Source organism: Bradyrhizobium yuanmingense, from assembly GCF_025200905.1.
Classification (GTDB): domain Bacteria; phylum Pseudomonadota; class Alphaproteobacteria; order Rhizobiales; family Xanthobacteraceae; genus Bradyrhizobium; species Bradyrhizobium yuanmingense.
In genome coordinates this window covers 5773284-5798170 of record NZ_CP104173.1, presented here as the reverse complement: position 1 = coordinate 5798170, position 24887 = coordinate 5773284, and the positions used below count along the sequence as shown (strand labels likewise).

21 protein-coding genes and 2 pseudogenes are annotated in these 24887 nt (G+C 59.3%); 14 read left to right on the top strand and 9 right to left on the bottom strand.

Annotation, left to right across the window (positions count from 1 at the left end; genetic code table 11):
* Window positions 1-10 precede the first annotated feature (10 nt).
* Window positions 11-1354, top strand: coding sequence for an alpha/beta hydrolase (locus N2605_RS26965; RefSeq protein WP_260343793.1), 1344 nt, complete (start codon window positions 11-13; stop codon window positions 1352-1354).
* 525 nt (window positions 1355-1879) lie between these two features.
* Here N2605_RS26965 and N2605_RS26960 read toward each other — a convergent pair.
* From N2605_RS26960 to N2605_RS26945, 4 genes are read right to left on the bottom strand one after another with little or no spacing between them, the layout of a single operon-like run.
* Window positions 1880-2416, bottom strand: a complete 537-nt coding sequence (locus N2605_RS26960) for a Mov34/MPN/PAD-1 family protein (RefSeq protein ID WP_260343792.1) — start codon at window positions 2414-2416, stop codon at window positions 1880-1882.
* Window positions 2413-4140, bottom strand: a complete 1728-nt coding sequence (locus tag N2605_RS26955) for a ThiF family adenylyltransferase (RefSeq protein ID WP_260343790.1) — start codon at window positions 4138-4140, stop codon at window positions 2413-2415. The genes N2605_RS26960 and N2605_RS26955 overlap by 4 nt, the downstream gene beginning before the upstream one ends.
* A complete protein-coding gene (locus N2605_RS26950) occupies window positions 4137-5189 on the bottom strand; it encodes a nucleotidyltransferase domain-containing protein (RefSeq protein ID WP_260343787.1) in 1053 nt (350 codons plus the stop codon). The genes N2605_RS26955 and N2605_RS26950 overlap by 4 nt, the downstream gene beginning before the upstream one ends.
* The gene (locus N2605_RS26945; protein ID WP_260343784.1) at window positions 5186-6247 is read right to left on the bottom strand and encodes a patatin-like phospholipase family protein; all 1062 of its coding nucleotides are present in this window, start codon (window positions 6245-6247) and stop codon (window positions 5186-5188) included. Before N2605_RS26945 ends, N2605_RS26950 begins: the two co-directional genes overlap by 4 nt.
* A 1234-nt stretch (window positions 6248-7481) precedes the next feature.
* Here N2605_RS26945 and N2605_RS26940 point away from each other — a divergent pair.
* The 9 genes from N2605_RS26940 to N2605_RS26900 all read left to right on the top strand — a co-directional run bounded on the left by N2605_RS26940 (window position 7482) and on the right by N2605_RS26900 (window position 13847).
* Window positions 7482-8237 (top strand): Cap15 family cyclic dinucleotide receptor domain-containing protein, encoded by a 756-nt coding sequence (locus tag N2605_RS26940; RefSeq protein WP_260343782.1) that lies wholly within the window; start codon window positions 7482-7484, stop codon window positions 8235-8237.
* Entirely contained in the window at window positions 8218-9330 is a 1113-nt protein-coding gene (locus tag N2605_RS26935) for a nucleotidyltransferase family protein (protein WP_260343779.1), read from the top strand. Before N2605_RS26940 ends, N2605_RS26935 begins: the two co-directional genes overlap by 20 nt.
* A 207-nt stretch (window positions 9331-9537) precedes the next feature.
* On the top strand, window positions 9538-10179 hold the full coding sequence (locus N2605_RS26930) for a hypothetical protein (RefSeq protein ID WP_260343778.1): 642 nt from the start codon (window positions 9538-9540) through the stop codon (window positions 10177-10179).
* Window positions 10179-11012, top strand: coding sequence for a hypothetical protein (locus N2605_RS26925; RefSeq protein WP_260343777.1), 834 nt, complete (start codon window positions 10179-10181; stop codon window positions 11010-11012). Before N2605_RS26930 ends, N2605_RS26925 begins: the two co-directional genes overlap by 1 nt.
* Window positions 10975-11796: a hypothetical protein gene (locus tag N2605_RS26920; protein ID WP_260343776.1), complete on the top strand. Its 822-nt coding sequence runs from the start codon at window positions 10975-10977 to the stop codon at window positions 11794-11796. Before N2605_RS26925 ends, N2605_RS26920 begins: the two co-directional genes overlap by 38 nt.
* 99 nt (window positions 11797-11895) lie before the next feature.
* The gene (locus N2605_RS26915) at window positions 11896-12201 is read left to right on the top strand and encodes a hypothetical protein (RefSeq protein WP_260343775.1); all 306 of its coding nucleotides are present in this window, start codon (window positions 11896-11898) and stop codon (window positions 12199-12201) included.
* A gap of 22 nt (window positions 12202-12223) precedes the next feature.
* Window positions 12224-12559, top strand: a complete 336-nt coding sequence (locus tag N2605_RS26910; RefSeq protein ID WP_260343774.1) for a hypothetical protein — start codon at window positions 12224-12226, stop codon at window positions 12557-12559.
* 436 nt (window positions 12560-12995) lie between these two features.
* Window positions 12996-13448, top strand: a complete 453-nt coding sequence (locus N2605_RS26905) for a phage tail protein (RefSeq protein ID WP_260343773.1) — start codon at window positions 12996-12998, stop codon at window positions 13446-13448.
* Between the two features lie 15 nt (window positions 13449-13463).
* On the top strand, window positions 13464-13847 hold the full coding sequence (locus N2605_RS26900; RefSeq protein ID WP_260343772.1) for a hypothetical protein: 384 nt from the start codon (window positions 13464-13466) through the stop codon (window positions 13845-13847).
* Here the strand turns inward: N2605_RS26900 and N2605_RS26895 are convergent.
* Both N2605_RS26895 and N2605_RS26890 read right to left on the bottom strand, forming a co-directional pair.
* Window positions 13832-14134: a hypothetical protein gene (locus N2605_RS26895; RefSeq protein WP_260343771.1), complete on the bottom strand. Its 303-nt coding sequence runs from the start codon at window positions 14132-14134 to the stop codon at window positions 13832-13834. The genes N2605_RS26900 and N2605_RS26895 overlap by 16 nt on opposite strands.
* 805 nt (window positions 14135-14939) lie before the next feature.
* The gene (locus N2605_RS26890; protein ID WP_260343770.1) at window positions 14940-15605 is read right to left on the bottom strand and encodes a hypothetical protein; all 666 of its coding nucleotides are present in this window, start codon (window positions 15603-15605) and stop codon (window positions 14940-14942) included.
* Between the two features lie 1320 nt (window positions 15606-16925).
* Here N2605_RS26890 and N2605_RS26885 point away from each other — a divergent pair.
* The 3 genes and pseudogenes from N2605_RS26885 to N2605_RS26870 all read left to right on the top strand — a co-directional run.
* Window positions 16926-17840 carry a DNA-processing protein DprA gene (locus tag N2605_RS26885; RefSeq protein WP_260343769.1) on the top strand — a complete coding sequence of 305 codons (915 nt, stop codon included), beginning with the start codon at window positions 16926-16928 and terminating at the stop codon, window positions 17838-17840.
* Window positions 17815-18459 (top strand): hypothetical protein, encoded by a 645-nt coding sequence (locus tag N2605_RS26880; protein ID WP_260343768.1) that lies wholly within the window; start codon window positions 17815-17817, stop codon window positions 18457-18459. Before N2605_RS26885 ends, N2605_RS26880 begins: the two co-directional genes overlap by 26 nt.
* A gap of 852 nt (window positions 18460-19311) precedes the next feature.
* Window positions 19312-20164, top strand: a pseudogene (locus tag N2605_RS26870) (tyrosine-type recombinase/integrase); the annotation flags it as partial.
* 464 nt (window positions 20165-20628) lie between these two features.
* Here the strand turns inward: N2605_RS26870 and N2605_RS26865 are convergent.
* Entirely contained in the window at window positions 20629-21474 is an 846-nt protein-coding gene (locus N2605_RS26865) for a hypothetical protein (RefSeq protein WP_260343766.1), read from the bottom strand.
* 731 nt (window positions 21475-22205) lie between these two features.
* On the opposite strand from N2605_RS26865, the gene N2605_RS26860 reads away from it, so the two are divergent.
* Entirely contained in the window at window positions 22206-22346 is a 141-nt protein-coding gene (locus N2605_RS26860) for a hypothetical protein (RefSeq protein ID WP_247551758.1), read from the top strand.
* Window positions 22347-22913: 567 nt separating this feature from the next.
* Here the strand turns inward: N2605_RS26860 and qatD are convergent.
* Both qatD and N2605_RS26850 read right to left on the bottom strand, forming a co-directional pair.
* On the bottom strand, window positions 22914-23480 hold the full coding sequence (gene qatD, locus N2605_RS26855) for a Qat anti-phage system TatD family nuclease QatD (protein ID WP_260343762.1): 567 nt from the start codon (window positions 23478-23480) through the stop codon (window positions 22914-22916).
* Window positions 23481-23799: 319 nt separating this feature from the next.
* Window positions 23800-24822 (bottom strand): annotated as a pseudogene (locus N2605_RS26850) (IS110 family RNA-guided transposase).
* Between the last annotated feature and the right edge of the window lie 65 nt (window positions 24823-24887).

The window sequence follows — 24887 nt, the reverse complement described above, 5'->3', positions numbered from 1 at the left end:
GTGTTTATAGATGGTCATGCTTGCATCGCAAATTCGGGCGTCGACCCGTCTGCATCGGATCGGAGAGGTTTGTCGACGTCTCCGCACCGTGCTCATCGTTTTGTTCTGCGCGCTCGCGACCGGTTGCGCCCACCAGGGGCCGGCCTCGCAGCCGCTCAAGCCGCATGTCCACAAGGCTCCCAAGAAACATGGGAACGCTCTGAAGAGATATGGCTACCGCTACGGCCCTGGGTACTACCACCATGTCCGGCACTATCATGGCTATCGGCCATGGCGGCCGACGACCGGTGAGGCAAGCGAGGAGGCGCCTCCCAACAAGAGCACCACCGGAGCCGAGGTGGTGGTCGACAAGTCTGCGATTAAGGGATTGGTGCCGGTCTACTTTGCCACCAACCGTGTTGTGACAGGCGGGCCAGGTCTGGAACTGAGCCAGATCTCGTATGGCCGGGCCGCTTCCAACACTTTTGGCTATGTGACGGTCAGCATTCCGGTCATTCACAAGATGGGCGAAGTGGAAATTCCTGGAACGAACTGGTGGGGAATTAAAGAGGCGGAGCAGGACGGAAAACACTTTCGAATTCAGAAGCTGCATCGGCTCTCACGGGAAGATTTTGCGGCCGCTATCGCAAATCCGGCAGATAGCCTGATGCTCTTTGTCCACGGCTATAACGTTGCGTTTAACGAAGCGGCTTTCAAGGCGGCCCAAATCGCTTTCGACGCCAACTATAAAGGTCGCGTGATGATGTATTCTTGGCCGTCCAAGGGTGGATGGAAGGACTATGACTACGACCGCGAGAGTGCTTTGTTTGCGCCGGATGGACTGTTTGACCTTCTCCAACTCGTCAAGAACGAGGGGAAGGTTTCAAGGATCATCGTAATCGCGCATAGCCTGGGCAGCGAAGTCGTCTTAGGAGCGTTGCAACAAGCTACGCTAAGCCAGACCAGGCTCGGGATTACCGAGTTAATTTTTGCAGCGCCCGACGTGGATCGCGACCTTTATCTGCAGCGGGCGAGCCAGATTAAGGCAGCCGCGGGCGCGGTGACCCTGTACGCGTCCTCGGCGGATCTCGCATTGCTCGCTTCCATGAAGAAAGCGCAATCCAAATCGCGGATGGGCTTCGTGACCAAGAGTGGGCCAACTCTCGTGCCCGGTATTGAAACAATCGATGTTTCCGCCGTGGGGAGCGAAATGTTCGCTCTAAATCATAGTACGTTCTCAACCAGCCGCGCGGTTCTCGATGACATCGGTCGGATCATTTCTTCTCCAGCGCATCTTAAACCTCCACAACGGACGCCGAGTCTGCGCTCGATGCCCGACGATTCCAATACGACTTATTGGATGTATCCCTATTGAAAATGGCACGCGGCTGTTGGCGAGGCCTTTGTAGGACATCAAAATTCGTTCAAGAACAACGTAGTTCTTGTGCGCATCAAGAACGCCCAATTATGACGTGTGATCACGCGCGCAACCGAGCGCAGGGGCGTCTACTTACTGGCGGATGGTCCCCAGCTCGAAAGCATCGACGAGGCCAGCTCGGGAATCATCCAAGGCCTTCATGCTTAAGCCCAATGGCAGGCGGTGACGCCCTGATCGTGGCGCGCGCGCGAGCGCGCCACCGAGATCGCGCGCTTGGCGGAGGGCATGCCGCCCGCCGCGGACGCTGTGCTGTCCCTGATGCCGGCGTGTCGGTACTCAGATTGGAGGGCGTCACGCTCAGCTTGGCGGCGTGACCGCGCTTGAGTGAACGAGGATATGTAAAGTACACGTGCCAGTGCGATCTGCACCTAGCCGTGCAGGACGGCTTGGCTGCGCATTTTGGGCAGCGCGATCTTAGACTCTAAGAGCTGTTTGCCCGCATTCTGCAGCCATTCTGAAACCTCAGGACTTGCGACGGCCCTTGCGGGATTCCGGGAGCGGGTCGTCGAAACCAGGCACGACCCGCATGTCCTCGGCCACGAGGCGAGCACCCTCCACAGAATGGAACGAGGCCCAGAGACCCTCCGGATATGGGCTGCGTCCCACGATCATAAGAAGAAATCCGGGAAGGTGATGTGTGGAGCAGCGGACGACCTCGGCAATGCTCGTCAGGTCATCCGGCGAGGGGGTCGGCGAGTCTTCGGGATGGGTATGCCAGTCGCCGACGTAGTCGAGCCCAAGAGCATGGTTCTCGAAGATTTCTTCCTGTTCGGAAGCACGATGCGGCCAGAACGAAAAGCGGCCGCGGCGATCCCGCAAGCGGGGCCCGGTGGCGGTGACGATCTCCCAGTCGGTGACCCGGACCCGCGCGAACAGTTGGCCGCCGGCCTCGCGATCAAAGAATCGACGTTGCCGGTGCGCATCGAATGTCGCAAGAGCTTGTGCTCCGATACGGACCGAGATCCGTCCGACCTTGAGCGTGAGATGCGCCTTACTCACGGGAACGTCCACTCGCCGCTAAACAAGCCGCCCCCGTCGTCCGGGTCCCCTCGCGCCGCCACCCAGTCAGGAGCGATCCTGGCTTCAGCTTCGTTGAATGCCGTGGCGTCCGCAAGCCAGGAACGCCATACCGGCCCGGTTTCGAGCTTGCGCAATGAGTCGATTGCGAGCCTAGCGACGAGACCTTGAGCGTGGGCGAGTTCGACCGCGCCGAACGTCGTCGACGCTCCTCCGCATTCAGGCGGCGGCGGCTTGCCGCCGGCGACGACGGGCAGACGGAATTTTCCGTCCTCGTCGAAGCCGTCCGCCAATCTCGCGCCGTGGCTTCCGACCAGGACAGCGTGAGCGGCGAGAGCGTGCGCCTCCATCCAGCCATACACGGCCGCACCCGTATGGCCGGGCTGCCTCAAGGCAAGTTCGACGGATGCGTCGGCCGCCCATTCGCCAGTGCAGCTCACGATCAGATCTGCCTGCCGCAGCGACTCGTGATGCTCGCGCGCGAACGCAGCGAACGTCATCTGGTAGCCCTTCACAAAGCCGACCATCGGCAGGGCGGCACGGATACTGTCGGCCAAGGCCTCTGCTTTTGCGTGCCCTACGGCGCGCCCGCCGAGCTCGTGCCGGCGGATGTTCTCCCATCCGAGTTTTTCCGGATCAACGAGGCTCAAGTGCTCGACGCCGGCCTGTGCAAGCATGCGGGCCACGCCGGATCCGAGGGCGCCACAGCCGATGACGACAACCTTGGCCGCCGACATCTCGCGTTGGACCCCTTCGGGCAATCGCGTCGATCCCGCATCCAATCGATCCGTGGGCAGACGCTCGATCTCGAAGCGCTCGAAGAGGGTTCGCCTAGGGTCCTCCGTGCGCTCGATGCCTTCGCGTATGGCGCGCCGCTTGATGGGGTACCCCGAGCCGTCAAGGGGCCGCCGGATCCGCAGGCCGCTATAGTGTTCGCGGCCCGACGGAGCAATCCCGGCGAGTACGACGAAGGCTTCCATCGGAGTGTTGGCCATTAATCGCGCCAATAGATCAGTGCCGCCCTGAGACCGCGTATGGACGAGCTCCCATACCTCTGCCGCGGTGTCGGGATAACGGCCGGGCGCGGGAAGGGGATCGATAGAGATCAACGGCGTCTCCTTCAGCCTCTTCGGCGCATTGCCGGTCAAATTAGCCCAAAACTTCCCAGCCTTATCCTTGCTCGGAAAGATGAAAACCCGCCCTTCCGTCCGCACGCCGCGAGCCAGCGTCGTTTTGCGCGCCCCTCCCAAGTCGGGCAAAACTTCAATCAGTAAGTCCCTTCGGTCTGCCCAAGTCAGCCAGTAGGCGCCGAAATCCTCGCGAAAGTCCTCGTCGTGCTGCCTGGTTTCGTTTTCGGTAAGAAGCTGCAAAGCCTCGGCGAGCGCCACTTGGACGGTGCGGACAGCATCGCTGGGCACCGCCTTGGAGCCCAGGCAGAGTTTACCGTCCTTCTCGATGTGTGGCTGAGCCTGCTCGCGCGCGAAGCCGACGAGATAGACCCGCGCAGCGCTGTAGGGAAAGTCCGCGTCGACCCCAACCTCGAGCTCCCGCTCACGCCATCGCAACCGCCAGCCTTCGACCATGCCCGGCCGTAGCGAGTCTGCGGGCACGCGCCCGAGAAAATCGTCTCCTAGCCCGATGAACCAGGCGTCGAGGCCCTGAGCTGTGGAGCCAGCCGCAGGGGTCGCTTTGAGCTGAAGGCTCACGCGTGGCGGTTCTCCTTCAGGGCATACCGGCTCTCACCTTGCTTGATCACGGCGGGGCCGCTTGCCTTCTCGACCTTCGATTTTTTGGAGGGGTCGGGCTGTTTGGAAAACCAGTCAGTGAAGAAAAAATTGTCCCACGCCTTCATCGCATCTTCGTGCTTGCAACCTGCCTCGTCGAGTACATCGAGATGCTTCAGGTTCTCGTCGATCTTCTCCTTGAGAAAGGCGGTCTTCGCGTCGCCGGATTCTGAGATGTTCTCGTCCAACACCGGGTGCCGGATGGCGTCGCTCAGGCTCAAGGTGAAGCTGATGTTTTTCATTGTCTGCCGGAAAGCACGGTCGTCGCGTCCGTCGTCCCGCGCAAAGTTGTCGCAGACGAGTTTCGAAATCGCGAACCCGCTCGCGATCTTGTTCGACCAGCCGTAGCGGCTGCGGGCGAAACCCTTGACGAGGCGGACGATCCGCACGAACTGACCATCGTTGCCGTTCGCCGTGGCGTCCGGCGATTTCTTCTTATTCTCATCCTTGAACCATTGCGTATTGGCGAGCGGATCGGATTTCCTCCACTTGTCGCCGGCCGCGATCTCAAACCACTTTTTCTCCGCGCCGGTGAAGGGATCCATCGTGCGGTTCTCGCGGTAAACGGGCACGTCGACGTGATAGCCCTCCTGTTTGTAATAGACCCGCACGCAGTTGTTCCGGGGCTCGGGCTGGTCTGCAAAACGCCCGTCCTGCAGCGCGTCGCTGACCATCTTCCTGGCGTCCTCGGGCGATTTGTCCTCGCCTTCATCGTTCTTCAAGCTGTCGCGCTTGAAGTAGACTCCGTCATCCACATCGTAGTCACCGCGATCGTGCTGGATCATTGTCCGCATCGCGTAGGACCCTTGCGTGCGCGACCCGATCGCCTTAGGACTTCCATTGCGGTCGAGGCCTGATTTGAGCCGGCCGCGATTGGTCTTGGCCTTGCCAAAGATGTCTGCTCGATCGTCTTCCGACATGCGCACTTCCGAGCGCTCGTAACCGGCAACCTGTTCGCTGCAATCCTTCACGTCGTCTCCTCCATCGTCACGCCGGCCTTGGGCATCTCGGGCAGGCTCATCATCAGCGTCTTCACCATCCGTCCTTCGGGGTTGTTCGGATCGTCGCAGGCGCTCTTGGTGAGGTCAGCGTCGTTGCTCGCCTGCTGGATCAGCCGGTTCACGGCTTCCTGGCGAGCGTCATCGAGCGCCAGAAATTTCATCATTTCGGCAGGCACGTCCTTGTTCGGGAAGCGCAACCTGCTTACGGGTCGTCCCAGTTCAGTTAGTTTATTGCCGATGAACCGCGCCATGTTGTCGAAAGCGAACTCCTGGGCGGTGATGCTAAGGCCCGCGGCCTCGGCCCCCATCTTCCAGCCGAGAATCGAGCGGTGCACTTTGCGCGCGGGGATGAGTTCGCCCTCCGGCCGCGAGCAGGTACCGAGTGAGAAGATCTCGATCGGCGCGCCCTTGGGGGCGCAGGCGAGCGCGTCGACCAGCCCCACCATGATGGGATTGTTCGCCCAGAGGCCGCCGTCCGCAAACACTTGTACGACGCCGTGGTCATTGTTGGGATCGTCAACCGCCGCCAGCGACCGGAAGATTGGCGCCGCGCTTGACGCCATGCAAACGTCGACCAGCCTGTAGTGATCGTCGCGCACTCCGCTAGCGGGCGTCTTCTTGAAGACCCACGAGCGATGGCTGCTCATCAGGATCGCCGGGATAGACAATGAGATGCCGCGCTTTCGGTAGACGTCCATCATGGTCGTATCCTTGAGCACGTCCGTAAGGGCCTTGCGCAGCACTTTGTCGCCTTTGCGAATGTAGCGTCCGCCCATAAACATGCGCCAGATGGCGCTGAGGGTGCCTTTGATCCGGTGCGGGAAGATCTGGCGACCGTGGTCGCGGTACATCTTGACGATCTCCCCCATTGGGCGGCCGACGGCGAGTGCGCAACCGGCGATGGCACCAGTGCTTGTACCGGTGATCAGATCGAAGCCTTTTCCGAGATCGAGGCCTTCTACTCCCCGCGTTCGCGCGAACTGAGTAACGAGGCGATCGAGGAACGCGGCGGTGTAGATGCCGCGCATGCCGCCGCCGTCTAGGCTCAATACCCGGTAGGGCTTGACATCGGCCGATCCTTCCGCCCCGGCTATCTCAGTACCTGCAACCACACGCGCGCCTATATGTCTCAAAGTTATCTCATGGATCTTTCGTTGCGCCATTTTGCGGAAAGGCTGAAGCCCACCGCAAAGATCTGACAAGCGCGTCTGGTTGCGGCACCGAACTGTCAGTTAAAAGCGCGCGGCCACACCGAACGGTTCTGGTGGAATCCAAAGACGTCAATAAAACTGGTGGTTGAAATGGCGGGACGCTCCCAGGATCGCAAGGGCCGGCGGTCCTAATTTTTTCTGCGCAAATACAGGATTGATGAATTGACTCCGGTTGGCTTTGGCCGGTAGAGCGATTCGTGCCGCGCTCCCTCGCGAATTAGGATCGAAGCTCCAGTTCAGGCCCGCAGGGGATCGATGGCGATCCCCTGAAGTCTCCCTCACCGTCAAGATCTTGGCTGCCCGCAAGGGCAGCAAAGCGATTCTCGCCGCTATTGTCAGGCTGAGCAAACCTAAGGGCATCTGATCTCAGTAGCTCTCAAAACTCTTTCGCGTCAGCAAAATTCAAGAAAAGCTAATGCTGTGCGGCGGCCGACCAGTCTTAATCCGCCAAGTGCTGCGCGCCAACTCGACGGTCGTTATCGCATCCACTTCATTCCCGGCACACCAAATTCGTCCCGCTCATGTGGAAGGCGCGCTCCTGGGCAGCGCTCTTCGTTGCCTATCAGATGGCATGCGCCCGCCCTATTCAAATATTTTGAAAGTTCGCACAATCTGCTTGGTGAATTTCATCAAAAATAGCCACCGGAACGTGGAATTCGAGCGTCAAGGAATGTCGTGCGGCAGTTGTCCTGTTTGGCTAGTCGAAAAAACATGAGGGACATGTAGAAGGTTCGAGATCGGCAGGGGCAAGCAGCATGATGCGAACGAGGCTTGGGATTTCCTCTTCCTCTCCAATCGAATTCGAGCCAGCGCGATCTCAATCCCAGCGTCAGTGTTAACGTTCTCTCCGCAATGCCCCTAGTACCCGACGCAATTCCGGGATCGCTGTGGCACGCACTATTCCTGCGCACTTGTGCAGATTAAGCTGACTTCTGTCGCCGAGCCCGCTTACATCAAGTGATTGGTCAGTCTGATTCTGGCGTCTCTCAGGACAGGCTGTGCCATCTCGCGTCGCGATCTCACCGACAACTCAAACTCGCAGGATATGCATTTGCAGGCCTTCATATTTTGGCGACGCAGACCGATCCAAGTTGCCACAGTTGGCAGAGAGTCGATCCGCACGGCCGCGGTTGCACCGAACAATGCGTGGAAGGACGTCAAAGTGAGAGAACACGACTATTCGTTCCATGGTGGACTGAACCGGGCCAAGGTCGGCCGATATCTGACGCTGATTGCCACCTCAGTATCCGGGACCGTTGTGTTGGTTCTTCTATCTGTGGTGGACGTGGCGAAGCGCTACGGGCTCAATGTCAACCTGCCGCCAACCATACTGTCTTTCGTCGGCGCGGGAATGGTATTCACCGTTCTCTATGGGACTCTCAATCGGTATGCATGGAGATGGCCCATTCTCAGATCTGCGCTGAAAGTACCCGATCTCGCGGGGAGGTGGTCTTGCGAAGGTCGAAGCCTCAAGCCCGATGGAAGCCTCGGGTACGCATGGAGTGCTACGCTCACCGTCTTTCAAACCTGGGACAAGATCCGGGTCAGGATGAAGACTGACCAATCGGGGTCCGACAGTATTGCCGCGGCCCTGATCTGCGATGACGCCGAAGGTTACAGACTGCTCTACAACTATCGTAGCGATCCAAACATTGGCGAAGTTGAGCTTCGAAGCCATTTCGGTTCATGCATGCTCTTATTTTCCAAGGATATCCAATCCGCAGAGGGAGAGTATTTCAATGGACATGGCCGCTTCACCTTTGGAAGGATGAGCCTGAGGAGGGATTATGGCAAGGGACATCATTAATCGATTAGATAAATTACGGCTCCGCCGGAAAGGCGTCGATCGTCTCGGGAGGCTCAATGAAGCCTCGCGTAAGGAAATCCTGTCAAAAAGCGCGGCTACGGAAAAATGGCAAACCAGAGCGCCGACGCAGGCCTACACGCGATACGCGCTCGGTGCGATGCAGGAAGTCGAGCCCGAATACACCAGGATCAGCATTGAAACAGCAGAGCGCGTCGGCAATCAGATCGCGAAAAGCATCGATACGCTCGAATTCCGGATCCAAGGCTCTGTTCCGCTTAATATTCACATTCGGGGAGTCAGTGACGTCGATCTCCTCGCGCTAGACACCGGATTCCTCGTCTTCCACTCATCGGGACCTTCGGCTAGCTCTTATAGCCCAACCGCACGCAGTTCGCTCGGAGTGCTGGATGACCTGCGTTCCTCGATCGAGAAGATCCTGCCGGGAAGCTTCCCAGCGGCCGACGTAGATACATCCGGCGGAAAGGCGATCGCCATTTCCGGAGGGTCGCTGGCACGACCGGTGGATGTCGTCCCCTCCCACTGGTACGACGCCTACCAGCAGTCTAGACAGCTCCACGAACGCGGAGTGGTCATTCTCGATCGCAAGGTGCCAAAAACGATCGAAAACTTCCCTTTCAAGCACATAAAGCTGATCGAAGATCGATGCAACTCGTGCCTAGGTGGGCTTAGGAAAGCCATACGACTCTGCAAGAATGTGAAAGCTGATGCGGTCGAGGAGGGTACAAAGATCAGTTTTTCCAGCTTTGATATTGCCGCGACCATGTACCACGCAGATCAGACTGCCCTGAAAATCGGATACCTATACGAGCTCCGGATCCTCGCGGAGGTGCAGCGGCATCTGGATTATCTCTATCACAATCCTGAAGAAGCAAAGAAGTTGCACGTGCCGGATGGCTCGCGCGTCATCTTCGATGCCAAGGAGAAGTACGAAGGCATGAAGGCGCTTTCCCACGAAATCGATGATCTCGTGAAGAACGTCGCCAAGGAGCAGCGGCCGCTATTGACATTTGGCCTGGGCGTTCCCTGGGGAGTAGCGCGGGACGCTATCGACTCGATTGAGATCCCAGGTTGAAGCCCGCCGCTGCTAAAGACGATCGACGCTGCCTCGTTTAAACCGCCAGACCGATCCTTTCGAAATCAGGTAAAGAGCCAGAACGCCTGGCACGAAAGATATCGCTGCACAGCTGTTGAACGCCGATCCCTCGTTAGGAGGTGTGGGTATTCCGGCAGGTGGTGGGAAGAGCCGATAGGACCATCCCGCGATGGTGCATCGCGAACCGTGATCCACAGCTACCATGATCGCTTCGTCGTGAATGGCTTCGTTGAGTGCGATTGCCGCCCTTACGATCTCAGCGAAATTGCCGTCGACGACCTGTCCGACCTCAGGAAGCAGGCAATCGGCGGGCTCGTCGGCGCCAATCTCGAAGGTGTTCCGGAAGCCGAACTGATCAACAACATCGGCTTCAAGCTCGCCACGCAAGCTTCTCGCGCGATCAGCAGCAGGCCGACGCAGTTCGAATTCGGCCAGGCGCTCGCCGTAAAGCCCGGGCTCGCGTTGTCGAAGCCCGGCATGCAGGCGATGTTGAACATCATGGAGCAGAACGCCAAGGACGATCAGGCACTGGCGGCTTTGGCGAACGATCCAGCCAACCGGCAAAACTGGACCGCGACCGTGCAGCGCTACTATGCCGATCATCCGATCATGTCGCCATTCGATCCTAGTAAGCCGCTCGGATCGTCTGACATCGCGAGGCTCGAAGCAGTCGCGCCTCAAGGCGCGCAGCCGTCGCTTTCAGCCGCCGTTGCCTCCGCGCCGCCTCCCGCGGCGGTTCAGTTTCTTCAGCAAAATCCCAATCTGGCGCCTGACTTCGACGCCAAGTACGGCTCGGGGGCGGCTGCAAAGGTTCTCGGAACGAAGTGATGGCGAACCCCTTCGACCAGTTTCACGCCGCGGAACAGCCCGCCAGCAACGCCTTCGATGGGTTCGATGAGAAGCCGAGCGTGGCGGCCGACGTCGGCAAAGCGGCGGTGACAGGCACTGCCAAGGCCGCGATCAGCATCCCCGGCCTGCCCGGTGACGTTCAGAAGATGAGCGATTCGGTTGTCGACCGGATCATGCTCGGCGTCGCCCACAAGGCGATCGACTGGACCGGCTATGGTCCGCAGGCTGGCGCGCCAGAGCGCGACCGCTTTGACACGCTGTGGAATCAGATCGGCAGCCATTCCAATCTGCCGACGAGCGCCGACATTCAGGGCGGCGTCGAGAAGGTCACGGGGCCGTTTCCGAAGTCGCAGACGGTGGCCGGCAAGTTCACCGAAGCGATCATATCGAACGCGCCAGCGGCGGCGATCGGCGGTGGCGGCGTGGTCGCGCGTACCGCGAATGTCATCGTGCCCGCCGTCATGTCAGAAGGCGCCGGCGAGCTCAGCGCCGGGTCGAAATTTGAGCCGCTGGTGCGCGTGCTCGGTGGCCTGTTTGGCAACGGCGACCGGCGCCGCCAGATCCCGCACGACGGCGCCGGAGCGCACCGTGCGCGAAGCGACCGCCGGCGTAACGCCCGCCGATTCGACACCGCTGCGGATCTGCAGCGCCGCGCCGCTACGGTCGGCGTGCCGATCTCCGGGCCGGAGGCGGTGCAAGCGGCGACGAACGGCGCGACCCGGCTTGGCGACGTTCAGCGCGTCGTCGAGAATTTCCGCGGGTGGCGGGGCGCCGATGGTGCGCTTCTACTCCGAGCGCCCCGGGCAGGTTGAGGGCGCGGTCGATCGCACGCTCGACACCATCGCGCCGGCGAGCGCTCAGCCGTCCACCCTTTGCCCCCGTGCTGCTGAGGCAGCGCAAGGCGAGCTCGACGCCGTCAATCGCAGCATCAACACGGTCACGCGCCCGGCCTATCAGGCGGCAGAGGCGCACGTCATCGATCCGGCAGACTTCGCGCCGATCGCGGCCGATCCGGCGTTTCAGGCTTCGCTGCGCCGATTGCGCAATGACGAAGTGCTGGGCCCGACCTACGCCCGCCAGCCGGACAACTCGGTTGCGGTGATCGACGCGGTGACGAAGGACATGCGCGCCCGCGGTGTGGCGTTGGGCAACGCGGCCAATCCCGATTTCCAGCCGCAAGCGGCGGGCGTGTACGGGACGGGGCGGCCCAAGCCAGGGACATCGCACGCGGCCCGGCACGGGGCGGGGTGCAGGCGTATGACGACGCGCTGGGGATGCAGGAGCAGGCCAGGCGTCAGAACCTGCAGCCGCTCGAGCAGCGGGCCGTTAGGTCGTGTTGCTGCGGCCACCGACACGCAGGGAGTGACCAACCCCGTGCTTCCGGCGAAGCCTCTGACGGGCGGCGAAGGCGAGCTCGTGGATGCGATCATGCGGATTGAACGGCAGGAACCCGGCCTCGGTGCCTCGCTGGTGCGTCAGCGCCGGCGGATCAGTACGACACGAGCGCCGGCCGCCTCGTCGGCGGCGAAAATCAGTACGGCGGCGCGCGTTTTGCCAAAGACGTCGCCGGCACGCCGCAGGCCGAGACGAACCTGAACGCCGTTACCGATGCGCTTCGTGTCGGGCCGTGGCAGCCCCGGCGGCCCGCCGCCGTCGTCTCTGCGTGATCTTGTCGAAGTGCTTCGCGCGACCGGAATGCGCAAGCCACAGGGCAGCGCTACGGAGTTTAACCGCCAGATCACGCACGATCTGGAAATGCCACCGTTGAGCGCAGAAGCCGCTGCCGCAGTGAAATCCGGAGGGTTGACGATCCCGCTCAGCATTCGGGACCGCGCGCGGCGAGCGTGGCTTGGTCGTGGTACCAGCCAGTTGTCGGATATGTTCCTGGCGCCGGATAGCGTTGAACAGATGCGTGGCGTGGCAACGCGTGCCGCTGAAGCAGCAACTGCAGATGCGTTGCTGCGCCAGTTGGTCATGACGCCCACCGAGCTAAATCGCTAAACAATTCCGTGGAGATAGCACCATGTCAGATCCGACCGACTACACACCGAGTTACAGCTTCAGCGGCTTCCGGGCGAGTAGCCCAGTTACCCCGCTGCCGGCGTCCAAGCTTGATGACGAGCTCGCGAGGATCTCAGAGGCGGTCAACGACCACGCAGACGCGATCAACGACGTCCGACGATCCGACGGTGCGTTGAAGAACAACATTGTTGCCTACGATAGCCTGTCGCGTTCGCTGCAGCTGACGTTCGACCCAACAAACGGTGAAGCAGTGGCCGCACCTATTGCCGTGGCGCAGGCCGCGGCGACCGCCGCCAGCGGCAGCGCAACATCGGCGGGCACGAGCGCGGCAGCGTAGGCCGCGGCGGCTGCTGCATCGGCAGGGTCGGTCAATCTGTCGCTGTACCTGTCCAAGGCGGGCAACTTCGCCGGGCTCGGCAATAACGACACCGCGCTTGCGAACGTCGGCGCAGCGAAGAACGATGGTTCGAATTTGACCGGCCGCTTGGTGGCTCAGTTGCCGGGCTACACCGTCGCCGATTTCAACAGCGCGCGCTCGAACGGCTGGTACGCTGCGAATAGCAGCGCTGCGAACGGTCCTTATGCGGACTTCTGGCTGAAGAAGTTGTGACGCTGTTCGGCCTCTATAACATGCAGGTCGCCTATCCATTCGCGCAGGCAGCGTTGAGCGGGACGTCGGGGTTACGCTGTATCGTCGGTTCTCTTACGACTCTGGCGGTGCCGCGGCTTGGACTGCATGGGAGAGCGTGGGTCCGGTCCCTGTCGGCGCTGTGATGACGTTTCCGGCAACTGTCGCCCCGGCCGGTTTTGTGAAGGCAAACGGTGCGCTGCTGTCCCGCGCGGCTTTCCCGGCGCTGTGGGCCTACGCGAATGCGTCCGGCAACATCGTGGGCGAAGCGTCGTGGGCGAGTGGTAACGCAGGCGCGTTTTCGAGAGGCGGCCTGTCGACCACATTCCGCATTCCCGACGGTCGCGGGGAGTTTATCCGCGGCTTTGATGACGGCCGCGGGGTCGACGGCGGTCGCGTGCTCAGCGCGAACCAGGCTGACACCCTCAAGGATCACGCGCACCCCTACAATTCGCCTGCATTCGGGTCAGGTACGGGAACGACGCCAAACTACTTCTATTCAAGCTTCGCAAGCGCGACCACGGGGAGCCCTTCGCCCGGAGCTGCATCCGAGACCCGGCCGCGGAACATACCGCTCCTAGCCTGCATTAAGTTCTGAGGCGGAGCATCGATTATGGAGATTTGGGACTACGATCGCGTCACGGGCGCGCTGTTGGGCCAAAGCGTTGCTGATCCAGATCCAGAGCAGGGTGGACGCTGGTTGATTCCGCTTTCGCGACCACGATCCGTCGACGGCGGGTTGGCGGGTCATGGCTCTTGGCGGATCGAGTTGAAGTCGAACGAAGATATTCGTCAGCGCCTTGCGCCGCAGCTCGCTTATCTCGCCGCCGTGATAGGCGAGTGGTGGCAGCGTGCTGGCTTAGACCGGGAAACTGCAACGAATTTGGTGCTTGAGACCGCCGAAACAACAATAAAGCAGGTCACCGACGACGAAGAGCTGCACGCGGAGACTCGTGCTCTGGTGAAGGATATACTTGGATCTCAACGGGCCAACTGAAAGCCGGTTGGGCATCCGTCTGCAGGAGGAGTTTTCGGTTGCTGCGCTTGACGGCGACGCAGCGCTTCTGCAATCTCAGGCGTGGCGCATAGACCAGCGTATAGCTGCGCTGCGGTGGCGGGATCGAAATCAAGCCGTTCGAGCATGAAACGAAACTGGAACCAATAGTTAGCTAGTTGCACGTTGCTTGCGATTGCTGATTCAAAATCGTTCTGCTTGAAAACAAAGATGAGGCTCCGATCGAGTTCGGGGGCTGAGGGTGAGCCTCCCGATCGTGCATTCCTCATGGTCTCCCGGACATCTGGAAGCATGTTTTGTCTGGGATCGAACAGCAGTATAGCGTCGGCTAACCCTGTAACATCCACCCAAGGTCCAGTGAGCGATCTTGTCCCTCATGGCTTGACGGGGCTTCGACAAGTGTTGAAGCACGCTCAGAAGCTTCCTGTGATCCTCGCTAAGTACCTCGCTAGCGATGGCATTGATCGCCTGAGATTTTGCAGTTTGGGTTCGGAGTGCGAGAAACAGGGTTGATCCGAGGTCCTTTGGTCCACCTATCATTGTGATGAATGTGCTCGACAGTTGACCATGATGCTATTACTTCGGCCGCTGAGACTGCCAAATCAGGGTGCCTTTGAAGCCTGCGGTCGCCGATGTTTGCGAGATTGATGCTGCCCGGAAGTTTTGGGAACGTCGAAAGAGGCTGAGGCATGGCGGGTCCTTCAAGTCAGACAAAACTGAGTTGCTTGCAGATGCATGGGAGCGCTTCGAGCGCACTGCGGAGGTGGCTGGGACGAGCCTGCCGTAGGCTCGTGCTTTGGTGCAGGATACACTTGGACTTCAACGGAGCTGCTGAAATCGGCGCTAAGATCGGTTGCGTCGGGACTTTTCGGCCCAGGCAAGCAGAGCGTCCACGTTGTCCGTCGGATTGGAACTTTTACCGTATGCCTCGATGGCTCGTGCTGAGATCATGATAAATTCTGCGTTAGCCGCGTAACGTCGCGCCTTTCAACCTCCCCGTCTCGGTTTGCTAGAGTTGACCAAGTCCCGTGTAAAATCCTCGATCTGGCCGTCACGATGGCCTCAACAAACTCGTCAACAGTCACCGGCAGGATTGCATCGAATTGAGATGGGCCGTCGACCCCGAACAGCGATTTGAATCCTTGAAGCAAGCGTTTGCGGCTTCCCTTTCGCGCTCTCTGCGCAAAAGAGGTTCTCGATCGCCGTCTCCATTTTTGTGATTGCAACGGAATCGAGCGGTTCCGAAAGCCCCTCATGAAACCAGAAGAGGGCGTCGCACCATCCTTGCTCCAAAAGCGGAAGTAAACTCGGCTCGTCTTTGAAGCGGCCGATGATCCTGCCCATGTTCTGGATATCTGCGGCGGTCTGCTGCAAGAGCTCGCCTAGAATTGGCCCTGGCATGTCGAAAGATTGGCGCGCCCTCCAGCCATGCGACCAGAATCCCGTCGAATCGGATACCAGAGAAAGCTTGTGATCGAACATGGTTCGACCTGTCAGACGGGAAATGTCTCGCCCCAGCGGATCTCGAGTGACGGTTTGCAGTGCGCCAAGACAGAGATCGACGGTCATTTCCGCAACCTCCAGCGAACGTTCTTTCTCCCTGCCTGTCACGTCGACAACTGCGATCCAATCTGCACGATAATCTGTTTTCCACCGCTCGAGGTTCACGGGCTGACCGTCCGCATGCAACTTCAGTCCGAATGTCTGGGTCGCGAAGTTGTCCATATGCACAAAGGTCACGGGGCCGATCTCGAAAGAATCGGCCGTCTGAGATGAAATCTTGCACGGGATGAAGTGTGTTTGAGGACCTGCTTGCGACAATAACTAAGCGCCTATCTCGTTCTTCAACCAGTCGAGACCCGGGACCCGGGCGTCGTCGCGTTTCCATCTGTTCCTTAGAAGGTCAGCGACGTGGTCGGTCAGTACGCCAAGCCCGACTTGTTTCATGTAACGATCGTCCGATCGCCGTATGCCTCTGATCAAGAGTCGGAGTGACAACAGCCCTGAACGATTGAACCCGACGCATCTCAGGTCCTCCATACCAAGTGACCATGCGTAGATGTCCTGCGTTTCTATCCAATTGGCCATCGGCGTGTTGGGCGGCAAGTTGCGCCACGGGAGTGGCAGCTCGAAAATACCGGCCCAAGCGTTGACTAGGCATGCTGCCGGGTCTGGAGCCGCGCGCAGCTTCACTCGTCCCACCCGATTGCCTCCGTCTCAGGCGACCACCGCATCCTTTAACCCCGTTTCATTGCCTGGTTCTTGACCTTACAGCGATTTCGGCGGCCGGCACGACAGGCTCTCGGTCAGCAGCCCGCGCGTCCGACCAGTTTGCGCGGGGCGGCTTCCAGATCGGGCGTTGGGGCGCATCTGGACGCGTTTTATGTCGCGGCTGATATTCCTTGTCCGCACCTCCAGAAAGGTGAGCCGAAGTCGCAGGTGGTACGAAACAGGGCTGGCCCGCGGCCGGCATCGACCTGTGAACAATGTGTGGCCTGCGGAATTTCCGCATGGGGGTGAGCCAATTATTCTCGTATGTTGATTGTCAACGTCCGCCAAAGGAAGGGGGCGGTCCCCCGCGAAGAGCACCGCCCCAAACCGACCCTTTACGGATCGTTCGCCTTGGAAGCCGCCGCACCCTAACGGGTCGGCGGCGACCATAGGCAGAGCCGCACGGACCACTGCCTGACCTGCAATATAGCTGGGATCAGTTGCTGGGCTGTCCCGCGCCCCTTAGCCATCAACATCTTTTCTTTTCGGTGAGCGCCTTAGCAATTTTACTGGCGGTCGGTTGGCTGGTGCCTAGGCCAAAAGCCGCGATTCGGGTTGATGCCGAGTTCGATCAGACAGCTTCAACCCTTAGGCCGCTCCATAGTTAGGGAATCGCTAACCGTTTAACCTCATGATCTTGAATACATAAACCTAGATGTTCTTGATTTGTTCAAAAGATCTGATACGCTCCTCCTTCGCTTTGGCCTCCTGAAAGCGTTCGCTCTCAAAATGGTGGAATTCGACTCTGTTGATTCGACGCCGCAGCGGGGGGTAGCTAGGGTTTGAACTATGAACCTTCTTGCAAGAATGAACGATGGGCCGGCCGTACGGTCAATCTCGCCGCGGAGGGAGCTGGGGGCTTACGAAGCGCTGGGGCTCGAGAAGGGGGCAACTTTCAAGACGATCGCGGACAAGTTCGCGTCAGATCCCACGGCCGTGCCATCTGACTTCGTTTCTGGGGCGACCGCGGACGCACGCGCATCCGAAGTTTTAGCCGCGCTCAAGAAGGCCGGCGTGTCTAGATTTGGTACCCGGTTGAATCTCACGGGCAACTATCCTCTGAAGCTGCGAGATGCGCGGCATCCGGTCGAGATGCTCTATTTCCAAGGAGCTTGGGAACTCGTCGAGACGCGGTGCGTCGCTGTTGTGGGCAGTCGCAATCCAACCGAAGACGGGAAGTTGCGTGCAGGGCGGTTGTCGCGCGCCTTGGTCGAGCGCGGCTTTACTGTCGTGTCAGGGCTCGCGACCGGGATCGACACCGCAGCTCATACGGCCGCGATCGAGGCGAAGGGCCACACCATCGCGGTAATCGGAACGCCGATCGGGACCTACTATCCGAGGGAGAACGAAGCGCTCCAGCGCAAGATTGCGGAAGAGCATCTGCTCATTTCTCAGGTGCCTGTGCTTCGATATGCCAGCCAGCACGTTCCGCAAAACAAGCTGTTTTTTCCTGAGCGCAATGTCACGATGAGCGCTCTCACGGAAGGAACGATTATAGTCGAAGCGAGCGACACCAGCGGGACCCTCACGCAGGCCCGGGCAGCGCTGCAGCAAGGACGTAAGCTTTTCATTCTCGATTCTTGCTTCAAGCGGGGCGACATCACGTGGCCGGCGAACTTCGAGAAGCGAGGCGCGATCCGTGTGCGCGATCTCGCCGACATCTGGGGCGCGTTAGGTGATGGCACGCCTGCTCCAGCAAATTGACGAGACCAACCGGCGAGACCATTGGTACCTCGACGAGGGGGATGATTGTCACTACCTCTACGAATACACGGCTGGCCAAGGATGGCGGGGAGGTGAGACGAACCAGCTGATCCACAATCTCCAGAAGAAGCGCGGTGACGGCGGGTATCACTACAAAGCGCCAGCGATGGCCAGATGCGCACGCGACCTTTCGTCGGTTCTGAGTGCAGACTGGCTGGCACTGGCAACGCTGGTGCCAATACCGCCGTCGAAAATCAAGACCGATCCTAATTACGACGATCGAATGGTGCAGGTGTGCCGCGGCATTCGCGCGCCAGCACCAGCAGATGTCCGTGAGTTGGTGGAACAGATCGCTTCGACCGACACCTTCAAGGGTGGACACAGGAAGTCACCGGCCGAACTTAAGCAGAATGATAGGATCGCAGAAGAGCGACTGCCTAACCTGCGCGGTATCGTCGGCATTTTCGATGACGTCCTCACGACCGGCTCTCATTTCAAGGCCGTCAAGGAGCTGATTTTGGAGCGCGCTCCCCAGGTCCGGGTCATCGGCCTTTTCGTCGCTCGACGCGCGATTCCGAATCCGTTTGATGAAGTTTCGATCGAAGATCTTCTGAAGTGAAGGCGACCTAAGTGCTGACCGCGCACCGCCTGACGGGCTGCTATTTGAGCGCCGAAGCACTGGCCGCTTGTGCGTGCGTCCGAGCTATCAGGACTTATAGGCAACCGATCCTCGACCACCTGAACAACATCGTGAGGCCATCACTTCGCAATTTACCGCGGCTGACCAGACGTTTGTCGCAGCTCAGGGCACCGCGGTCGGCGTTGATGATGCGCGCCAAGCTGTCATGTTGGCCGCGCGTCAAGTGCTGCCGAGCTCCACCACTTCTCCGATTTCGTCCTGAACAACGCGATGCCACCGCTTGCATTTCAAGCGTGCCGCTATTGTCCATTCTGCAAAACGTTTTCGATGCCTGGCTGACGGTTGCTCGATCGGCCGCTGCCTCCGATCGGAAAATTTTCGCCGTTTGCCTCGCTCGGCGAAGCAATGTCACCGGTCGGCGGCTAGATGGTCACCAGTTCGGCGAGCTTGGCCGCGACGTCGGCCATCGGCATATCTGCAGTGTCAAGCGTGAGCGCGCGTATTTCCTCGGGTGTGTATAGCTGAGTTGAACCGGCTCTCGACCAGCGCGGCTACGGCTGGACCCGCCGCCGCTGCTTCGGCCACCTCCGCTGCTCGCCGACGAGGAGTAGGGCGGGGGCGAATACGACAGGGGTGAATACGAACTGTAACTGCTGTAGCGGCGGCCCCAGCTACCGCGACAAGCTTGACACGAAGCTGCAGCGCTCGCTGAGCGATGGCCTTCCACGGTGCCGTGCATCTTGCCATGTGACGCCTCTGCCTCGTCCGCTGCCCGCGACTCGCTACACGCGATAAACATAGCACGCGAAGCGTGTGATGATCGTCGTCAGTCGGCAGATCATGGCTGCGGTGGACAAGATTGCCAAGACCGGCAAGCGCGGTGCAGCCAAGGACTTGCGCAAGCACGTGCATACCTTTCTCGAATGGTGTGTCGGCGAGGGCTACGTTGAGCACAACGTACTCGCGCCGGCTATCGCGTGCCCAAGGAAACCCGGGCGCAAAGGGTCGGACGTCGAACGAAGGGGCGCGCTCTGACTGATGAGGAAATCATCAAGGTTTGGGATGCATCAGGCAAGCTCGGGGCTTTCGGTCTCCTGGCACGCATATATCTGCGCTGCGGCCCGCGCCACAGCGAGCCTACCATGATCGAGTGGCGAAGCACATCATGGACGACCGGATCACGTTCGATGCGGCGTGGACCAAGATGGGGCTGCACCACGATGTGCCGCGCACTCATCTGGTTGACGAGGTGCTCACGGCCGCGAAACATTTTCCAGCGGGCAACCTCCGACTATGTCTTCCCGTCGCCAAAGACCGGCGGCCAGATGTCCGGCTTCACCAAGATGGTCAACCGCCTGGTCAAGGAAGCGAGCGTCGCCAAATTCACCATGCACGACTTAAGGCGCGGCTTGCGCACCATCATGTCACGCTGTGGCTACGACAACGAATCCAGCGTCTATGTGTTGGGCAAAAACCTAGCGGAATCGATCAGGTCTACAATCACGACGAACAGTGGATCATCCGCAAGATGGCCTTCGAAGCTGCTCATGACTACATTGCGGAGTTGGTCGGCGCGAAACGGGTCGGCAAAATCGTGCGCCTTCAGCGGACGAATCCACTTGACCCGATCAAGGCAGAGCTCCTCGGCCGTCTCCGTGAGCTTTATGCGGCTGAGGCGCCGTAGAGGTCTTGTCGCACTTGGCCAGGTAGTCTCGCACCGCGTCGACACGATAGAGTGGCCGGCCATCCACGTAGCGCCATTTTAGCGGGGGGTTCGGATCGCGCCGCCACTGCTCCAGCGCGCCAGGCGTGCGCCGGATGACCGCGGCCGTCTCTAATGCCGTCAAATTGGAGCTACCGGGCAGCGTATCGATATCGAACGTCGCGGGCGGCGGCATGCCACGGTTCTTGCGTGGCCGCTTCGTAGCGTGCAGCTTCTTGCCACCGTCTGGTACCCCTAATGCCTCGATCGGAGTCTTACCTCCCATGCCTGCGCCCGAACCGTGACCCCCTGAGGCAATAGAAGCGCAGGGTTCTCCAGGAACAAAGAGATCTAGAGCTTAAGCATAGCTGCCGGGTAGCTGTGGCGTGCAAAAAAGACGAACTGCATCCATTTGCTGAGAGGTGATGGGGGCTTGCCCTTTCTCGTCAAACGCACCCCTGTTTCTGGAAGATGGTCTTGATCGAATCCTTGTTGCGGAATTCGTATTGCTGCATCGACGGATTGTAGAGCAGTACCCCGCTTCCCGAGTTGCGGAGAATGTTGCGGTCGAGGCAGTTGCCCTCTTTGTCCTGAATTGCCTGCAAGTGAGACGGTTCGGCTATTTGACTTTTAATCCAAGCGTGGCCTGCGTTGTTGGAGAATACGAAAAGCCCAACGAAGGCTGCTATTGCCAACTGCCGGGCAGGCAGGATCGCGAACTTGTATCCGACCCAAAAGAAGTAAAGCAGCACTGCTTGGAAGATAATCGTCGGGATCATCAGGATGGCAAAGTCGACCGCGTTTATGGCGCCCAAGACGCTGTCCACCACCCAAAACAGACACAGTGCAATCAGGTAGGCGATCCAGAATTTCTTCCCCTGAAGATGGTATTCCAGAACGATGGGCTCCAGAATGTCTTTGGCCCGTTGTCGAAGGTCATACCCGAACACGTCAGCAAGGAAACTAACGATCGTCCACATGATCGTATAGGCGATGAACAAGCCAAAGAAATATTGGATCATCGGCAAGTTCGTTTGGATCAGATCGGTGAGAGAGAAGAACTCAACGAAGTTGCCGGGAATATTCCTAAAATAGGCGGCATTGAACGCTGCAATCGTACAAACATAAAGCAAGGTCAGAAGGGTAAGCATTTCCCCGAGACCGATCGACCGCAGCGGCGCAAAGACTGCTTGGTAAGAGTGGGGGTCAGCCTCGACTAGATCTCTGCCGTACCGAGGAATTACCTCGCCGTATTCGACTTCGTTTTTCCCGTCATCGTAAGCTTTGGCCATAGCCGTTTCCCCCCCCGGAAAGTGGTCCTCCAGATATAAGTGCTACCCTAAATAGCACAAACCCCATGGAGGAGGCCTTCGAGCGTCCAGCGGGCTTCTAGGCCCTGTTTAGGAGATTTTAGAGGGTCGGCGGATTGGCCGGTGCCGTGCTGTAGGCGCTCCACCCGTTGAGCCAGGCCTTTCTGCCGCGACCCCATTGGTGTTCGTGTTTGCCGCTTGGTCAATGAAGCCAGTTGTCTCGATCGTGTCGCAGACCTGAGCGAGAAGCGTTAGGAGTCCGGACGGAGGAGACACCTTCGTTATGAGAATGTTTTTCGAGAATGTTTTTCGAGCTTCTAAAAGATTTGACGACGGGTACGCATGAGCAAGCGACCTTTAAATGCGTCGTACGACTCCTTCGAAAAAGGATCGCGAATCGCTTGTTGTTTAAAGGATTCGAACCGTCAAGGCTCGGAATCGTATCCACAGAATCGTGCGAGTCGACTCCCTAGGAATCGGCATCGAGTCTGGATTTATCGACGCTTTTGGCGAATCACGGCCGAATCGATGATAGGACTGACGATCGATTCTGCGAGTGGAATCAAGCTGATGGAACGAGACAACAAAATGTACATTGACTCGAAACCAAAGCCATATTTGGTTAGGGGTACACCTAGTCGAGTGATTTGAGACAGCAATGTCTGATTCTTAGATCAGGTGCAATTTCGTCAACCGCTGGAAAGGAGGGAGCCATGAACTGGCTTCTTTGCTGGAAGGTGGTCCTGGCGGCATCGATGACTATCGTGGCGATCAACGCCGGCATGATGGTCTTCGAAACGGCTCGGGGCGTCTACCACGAATGGAAGACACCCCGAGATAATGTCGGCAAGTAGGTCCTCCAGGACCACGCCCCTCAGAGTGTCAGCTCTGGGGGGCACCCTGCCGGGGCCAGCATACTATGATTCGCGGGTTTTCCCGTCAAATCTGTGCTCACTTTCGGTCACAGGCCCTTGATTCCATTACAACTTTGGTTTCGGGCCTGATCGCGCCGCAGCGGGTTTAGCAAGCTTTCCGCGCCAAATACCGCGCAATTATCCCCACCAAATCGCACGCTCACGCACACGTGCGGTACACTTCAAACATGGACGAATTCAGCGAGCTATTCGCGCTCATAGACGATCACCTCTCCGAATACGAAAACGGATCGACCACAATCTCCGACGAGATCGAATTTTCGATGTCCGAAACTGTCAATCAAATCGGGGTCAAGTACACCAACGGCTCGGGCGCACATCCTTTCCGACGATCTTGAGTTTTCAGTCCTTATCGAAATCCTTTTGTTTGATCTGAGCCAGATTCCTCGATGATCTCGTCTTGGTCACCCGCCTGTTTTGCTGCGATGCGGTGCTGCCCGTCCTTCGTTAGGGAGGCCAGGGGAAGCTTCTGGCGGCGGATCTTTCTCACGCAGAAATCAGATGCTTGAGGTTGCCCTGGATTCGCGAGGCGAGCTCATCCTCTTCGAGGCCAAGCAGGCGCGCGAGCGATGCAAGCGTTTGCGCGACATCGCGCGGACGCATGTTTCCCAGTTCACCCTTCACAAAGGGTCCATCGGTCTCCGTCAGCAGCCGGTCGTGCGGAAGATCCGCCACCAAAGCCACATGGCGGTCGTTCTTCAGCATCTCGAAGTTGATGGAGAAATAACAGCCAAGCTCGATCGCACGTTTGGCTTCCGCCTTGGTACCGGTGAACCAGTGCAGGACCGCGGCACCACCGCCGCGCGGCAGATGCTGCTCCAGCATGTCGAGCACCGGGGTTGCGGCCCGCACACTATGTATGGTGAGGATCTTGTCGCCCGATGCCGCGCACCGGCGCAGGATGCGCTCGAAGACTTGCTTCTGCCGATTCAGGGAGCGATAGAAACGCGGGCCGGCGTCGAGACCGACTTCTCCCACATAGCGAGCATTGGGCAGGAACTCCTCCCAGAGGGCAATCTCTGTTGCGTGTGTCGCGACGAGCTGCGGATGCAATCCCAGCGCTGTCCTGACATACCGCGTCCTCGATGCCAGTTCATGATTGCGCCGCCAATCAATGAAAATCGACCAAGCGCTTTGACGTCACGAAGAGGCTGGCCGGAATCATCCGTTTGAGGAATGCGCGGTTGGCACAGCCCGCCACCATCTGGCTGCCATGCCGCTGGCCCTGATGGAGATCGCGGATCGAGGCCTCATCAACGGGTCGCGCTTGCTGCGCTTAAAGCTCTTCGGGCTTGCTCGATCCCCAGCTCCGCCGGTGTCCATCATGCTGTCATTTGCCCTCACACCGTAACGTGGCCAACACACGCGACATTCAGGTCGCGAGCTTAGGCCGATAGAATTCCCCGGTCGTCATCATCGCCCAGACGATCCGGGCCAACTTGTTGGCAACGGCGATGGCGACGACCATCGGCCGACGCCGTTCAAGCAGGGCTTCGATCCAGCCGCCTCCAACCCGGGAGCGTGCCTTTGGGTACCGAACGACGTTGCGTGCTCCGATGACAAGCAAGTGCCTGAGATAGGAATCGCCCTGTTTCGTAATCCGGCCGAGTCGATCCTTCCCGCCGGTGGAATTCTGCTTAGGCGTCAGGCCAAGCCAGGCCGCGAACTCCCGCCCGGAGCGGAACATTGTTGCGTCCGGTACAGTCGCGGCGAGAGCCGTGGCCGTTATGGGACCGATACCGGGAATTGAGGACAGCAACTTCGCCATCGGATTTACTCGCAGGATCTGAGCTAGCTCGCGCTCGATGACCTCGACCTGCCGGTCCAATTCCTTCAGTTGGTTCACAAGGACGGCTAGTGCGATACGGGCGTGAGCCGGCAGCGTCAGTTCCTTCGTCATCTAACAAGTTCACCAGACCATCCACCCGTTGCCGGCCTTGCCCGACCATGATTCCGAACTCAGCAAAGTGAGCCCGAATCGCGCACCGCTGTCATGGTTCGTTGGCGGACCAACAAGCCTCTTGCACGATGAAGCATCAAGAAGCTCTGGTTCTCGGCGCTCGTGATGGGAACGAACCGCATATTGGGACGACTGACCGCTTCGCAGATCGCGGCCGCGTCAGCGGCGTCATTCTTGGCTCCTCTTCGCACGTAGGGTTTAACATAGGCTGGCGGGATCAATCTCACATCGTGTCCAAACTGCCGAATCTCCCGCGCCCAGTGCAGCAGTTGCGCAGGCCTCAATGCCAATTAGGCAAGGTGCGAGGCAGGAGAAGAACGACACGATCTCGCCTCGCCGGAGACGTTGGCGACCGGCCATTTGGCCTTGGCCATCAACTGCATGGATGTGAAATACGTGCTTCGAAATGTCCAACCCAATTGTGGCGGCTTCCATTGGTCAATTGCTCCTGTTAGCGGGTTCGTCCATTCGCCAGTATATCGCCGGCGCCGAGGGAGTGG

What these genes read in the sequence shown, in the direction of transcription:
- N2605_RS26920 (WP_260343776.1), top strand. Translation starts at nt 10,975, where the DNA reads ATGGTGCGCTTCTACTCCGAGCGCCCCGGGCAGGTTGAGGGCGCGGTC.
- N2605_RS26895 (WP_260343771.1), bottom strand. Translation starts at nt 14,134, where the DNA reads ATGAGGAATGCACGATCGGGAGGCTCACCCTCAGCCCCCGAACTCGAT.
- N2605_RS26925 (WP_260343777.1), top strand. Translation starts at nt 10,179, where the DNA reads ATGGCGAACCCCTTCGACCAGTTTCACGCCGCGGAACAGCCCGCCAGC.
- N2605_RS26910 (WP_260343774.1), top strand. Translation starts at nt 12,224, where the DNA reads ATGTCAGATCCGACCGACTACACACCGAGTTACAGCTTCAGCGGCTTC.
- N2605_RS26865 (WP_260343766.1), bottom strand. Translation starts at nt 21,474, where the DNA reads ATGGCCAAAGCTTACGATGACGGGAAAAACGAAGTCGAATACGGCGAG.
- N2605_RS26945 (WP_260343784.1), bottom strand. Translation starts at nt 6,247, where the DNA reads ATGCGCGGCATCTACACCGCCGCGTTCCTCGATCGCCTCGTTACTCAG.
- N2605_RS26935 (WP_260343779.1), top strand. Translation starts at nt 8,218, where the DNA reads ATGGCAAGGGACATCATTAATCGATTAGATAAATTACGGCTCCGCCGG.
- N2605_RS26860 (WP_247551758.1), top strand. Translation starts at nt 22,206, where the DNA reads ATGAACTGGCTTCTTTGCTGGAAGGTGGTCCTGGCGGCATCGATGACT.
- N2605_RS26900 (WP_260343772.1), top strand. Translation starts at nt 13,464, where the DNA reads ATGGAGATTTGGGACTACGATCGCGTCACGGGCGCGCTGTTGGGCCAA.
- N2605_RS26905 (WP_260343773.1), top strand. Translation starts at nt 12,996, where the DNA reads ATGACGTTTCCGGCAACTGTCGCCCCGGCCGGTTTTGTGAAGGCAAAC.
- N2605_RS26885 (WP_260343769.1), top strand. Translation starts at nt 16,926, where the DNA reads ATGAACCTTCTTGCAAGAATGAACGATGGGCCGGCCGTACGGTCAATC.
- N2605_RS26880 (WP_260343768.1), top strand. Translation starts at nt 17,815, where the DNA reads ATGGCACGCCTGCTCCAGCAAATTGACGAGACCAACCGGCGAGACCAT.
- N2605_RS26965 (WP_260343793.1), top strand. Translation starts at nt 11, where the DNA reads ATGGTCATGCTTGCATCGCAAATTCGGGCGTCGACCCGTCTGCATCGG.
- N2605_RS26915 (WP_260343775.1), top strand. Translation starts at nt 11,896, where the DNA reads ATGCGCAAGCCACAGGGCAGCGCTACGGAGTTTAACCGCCAGATCACG.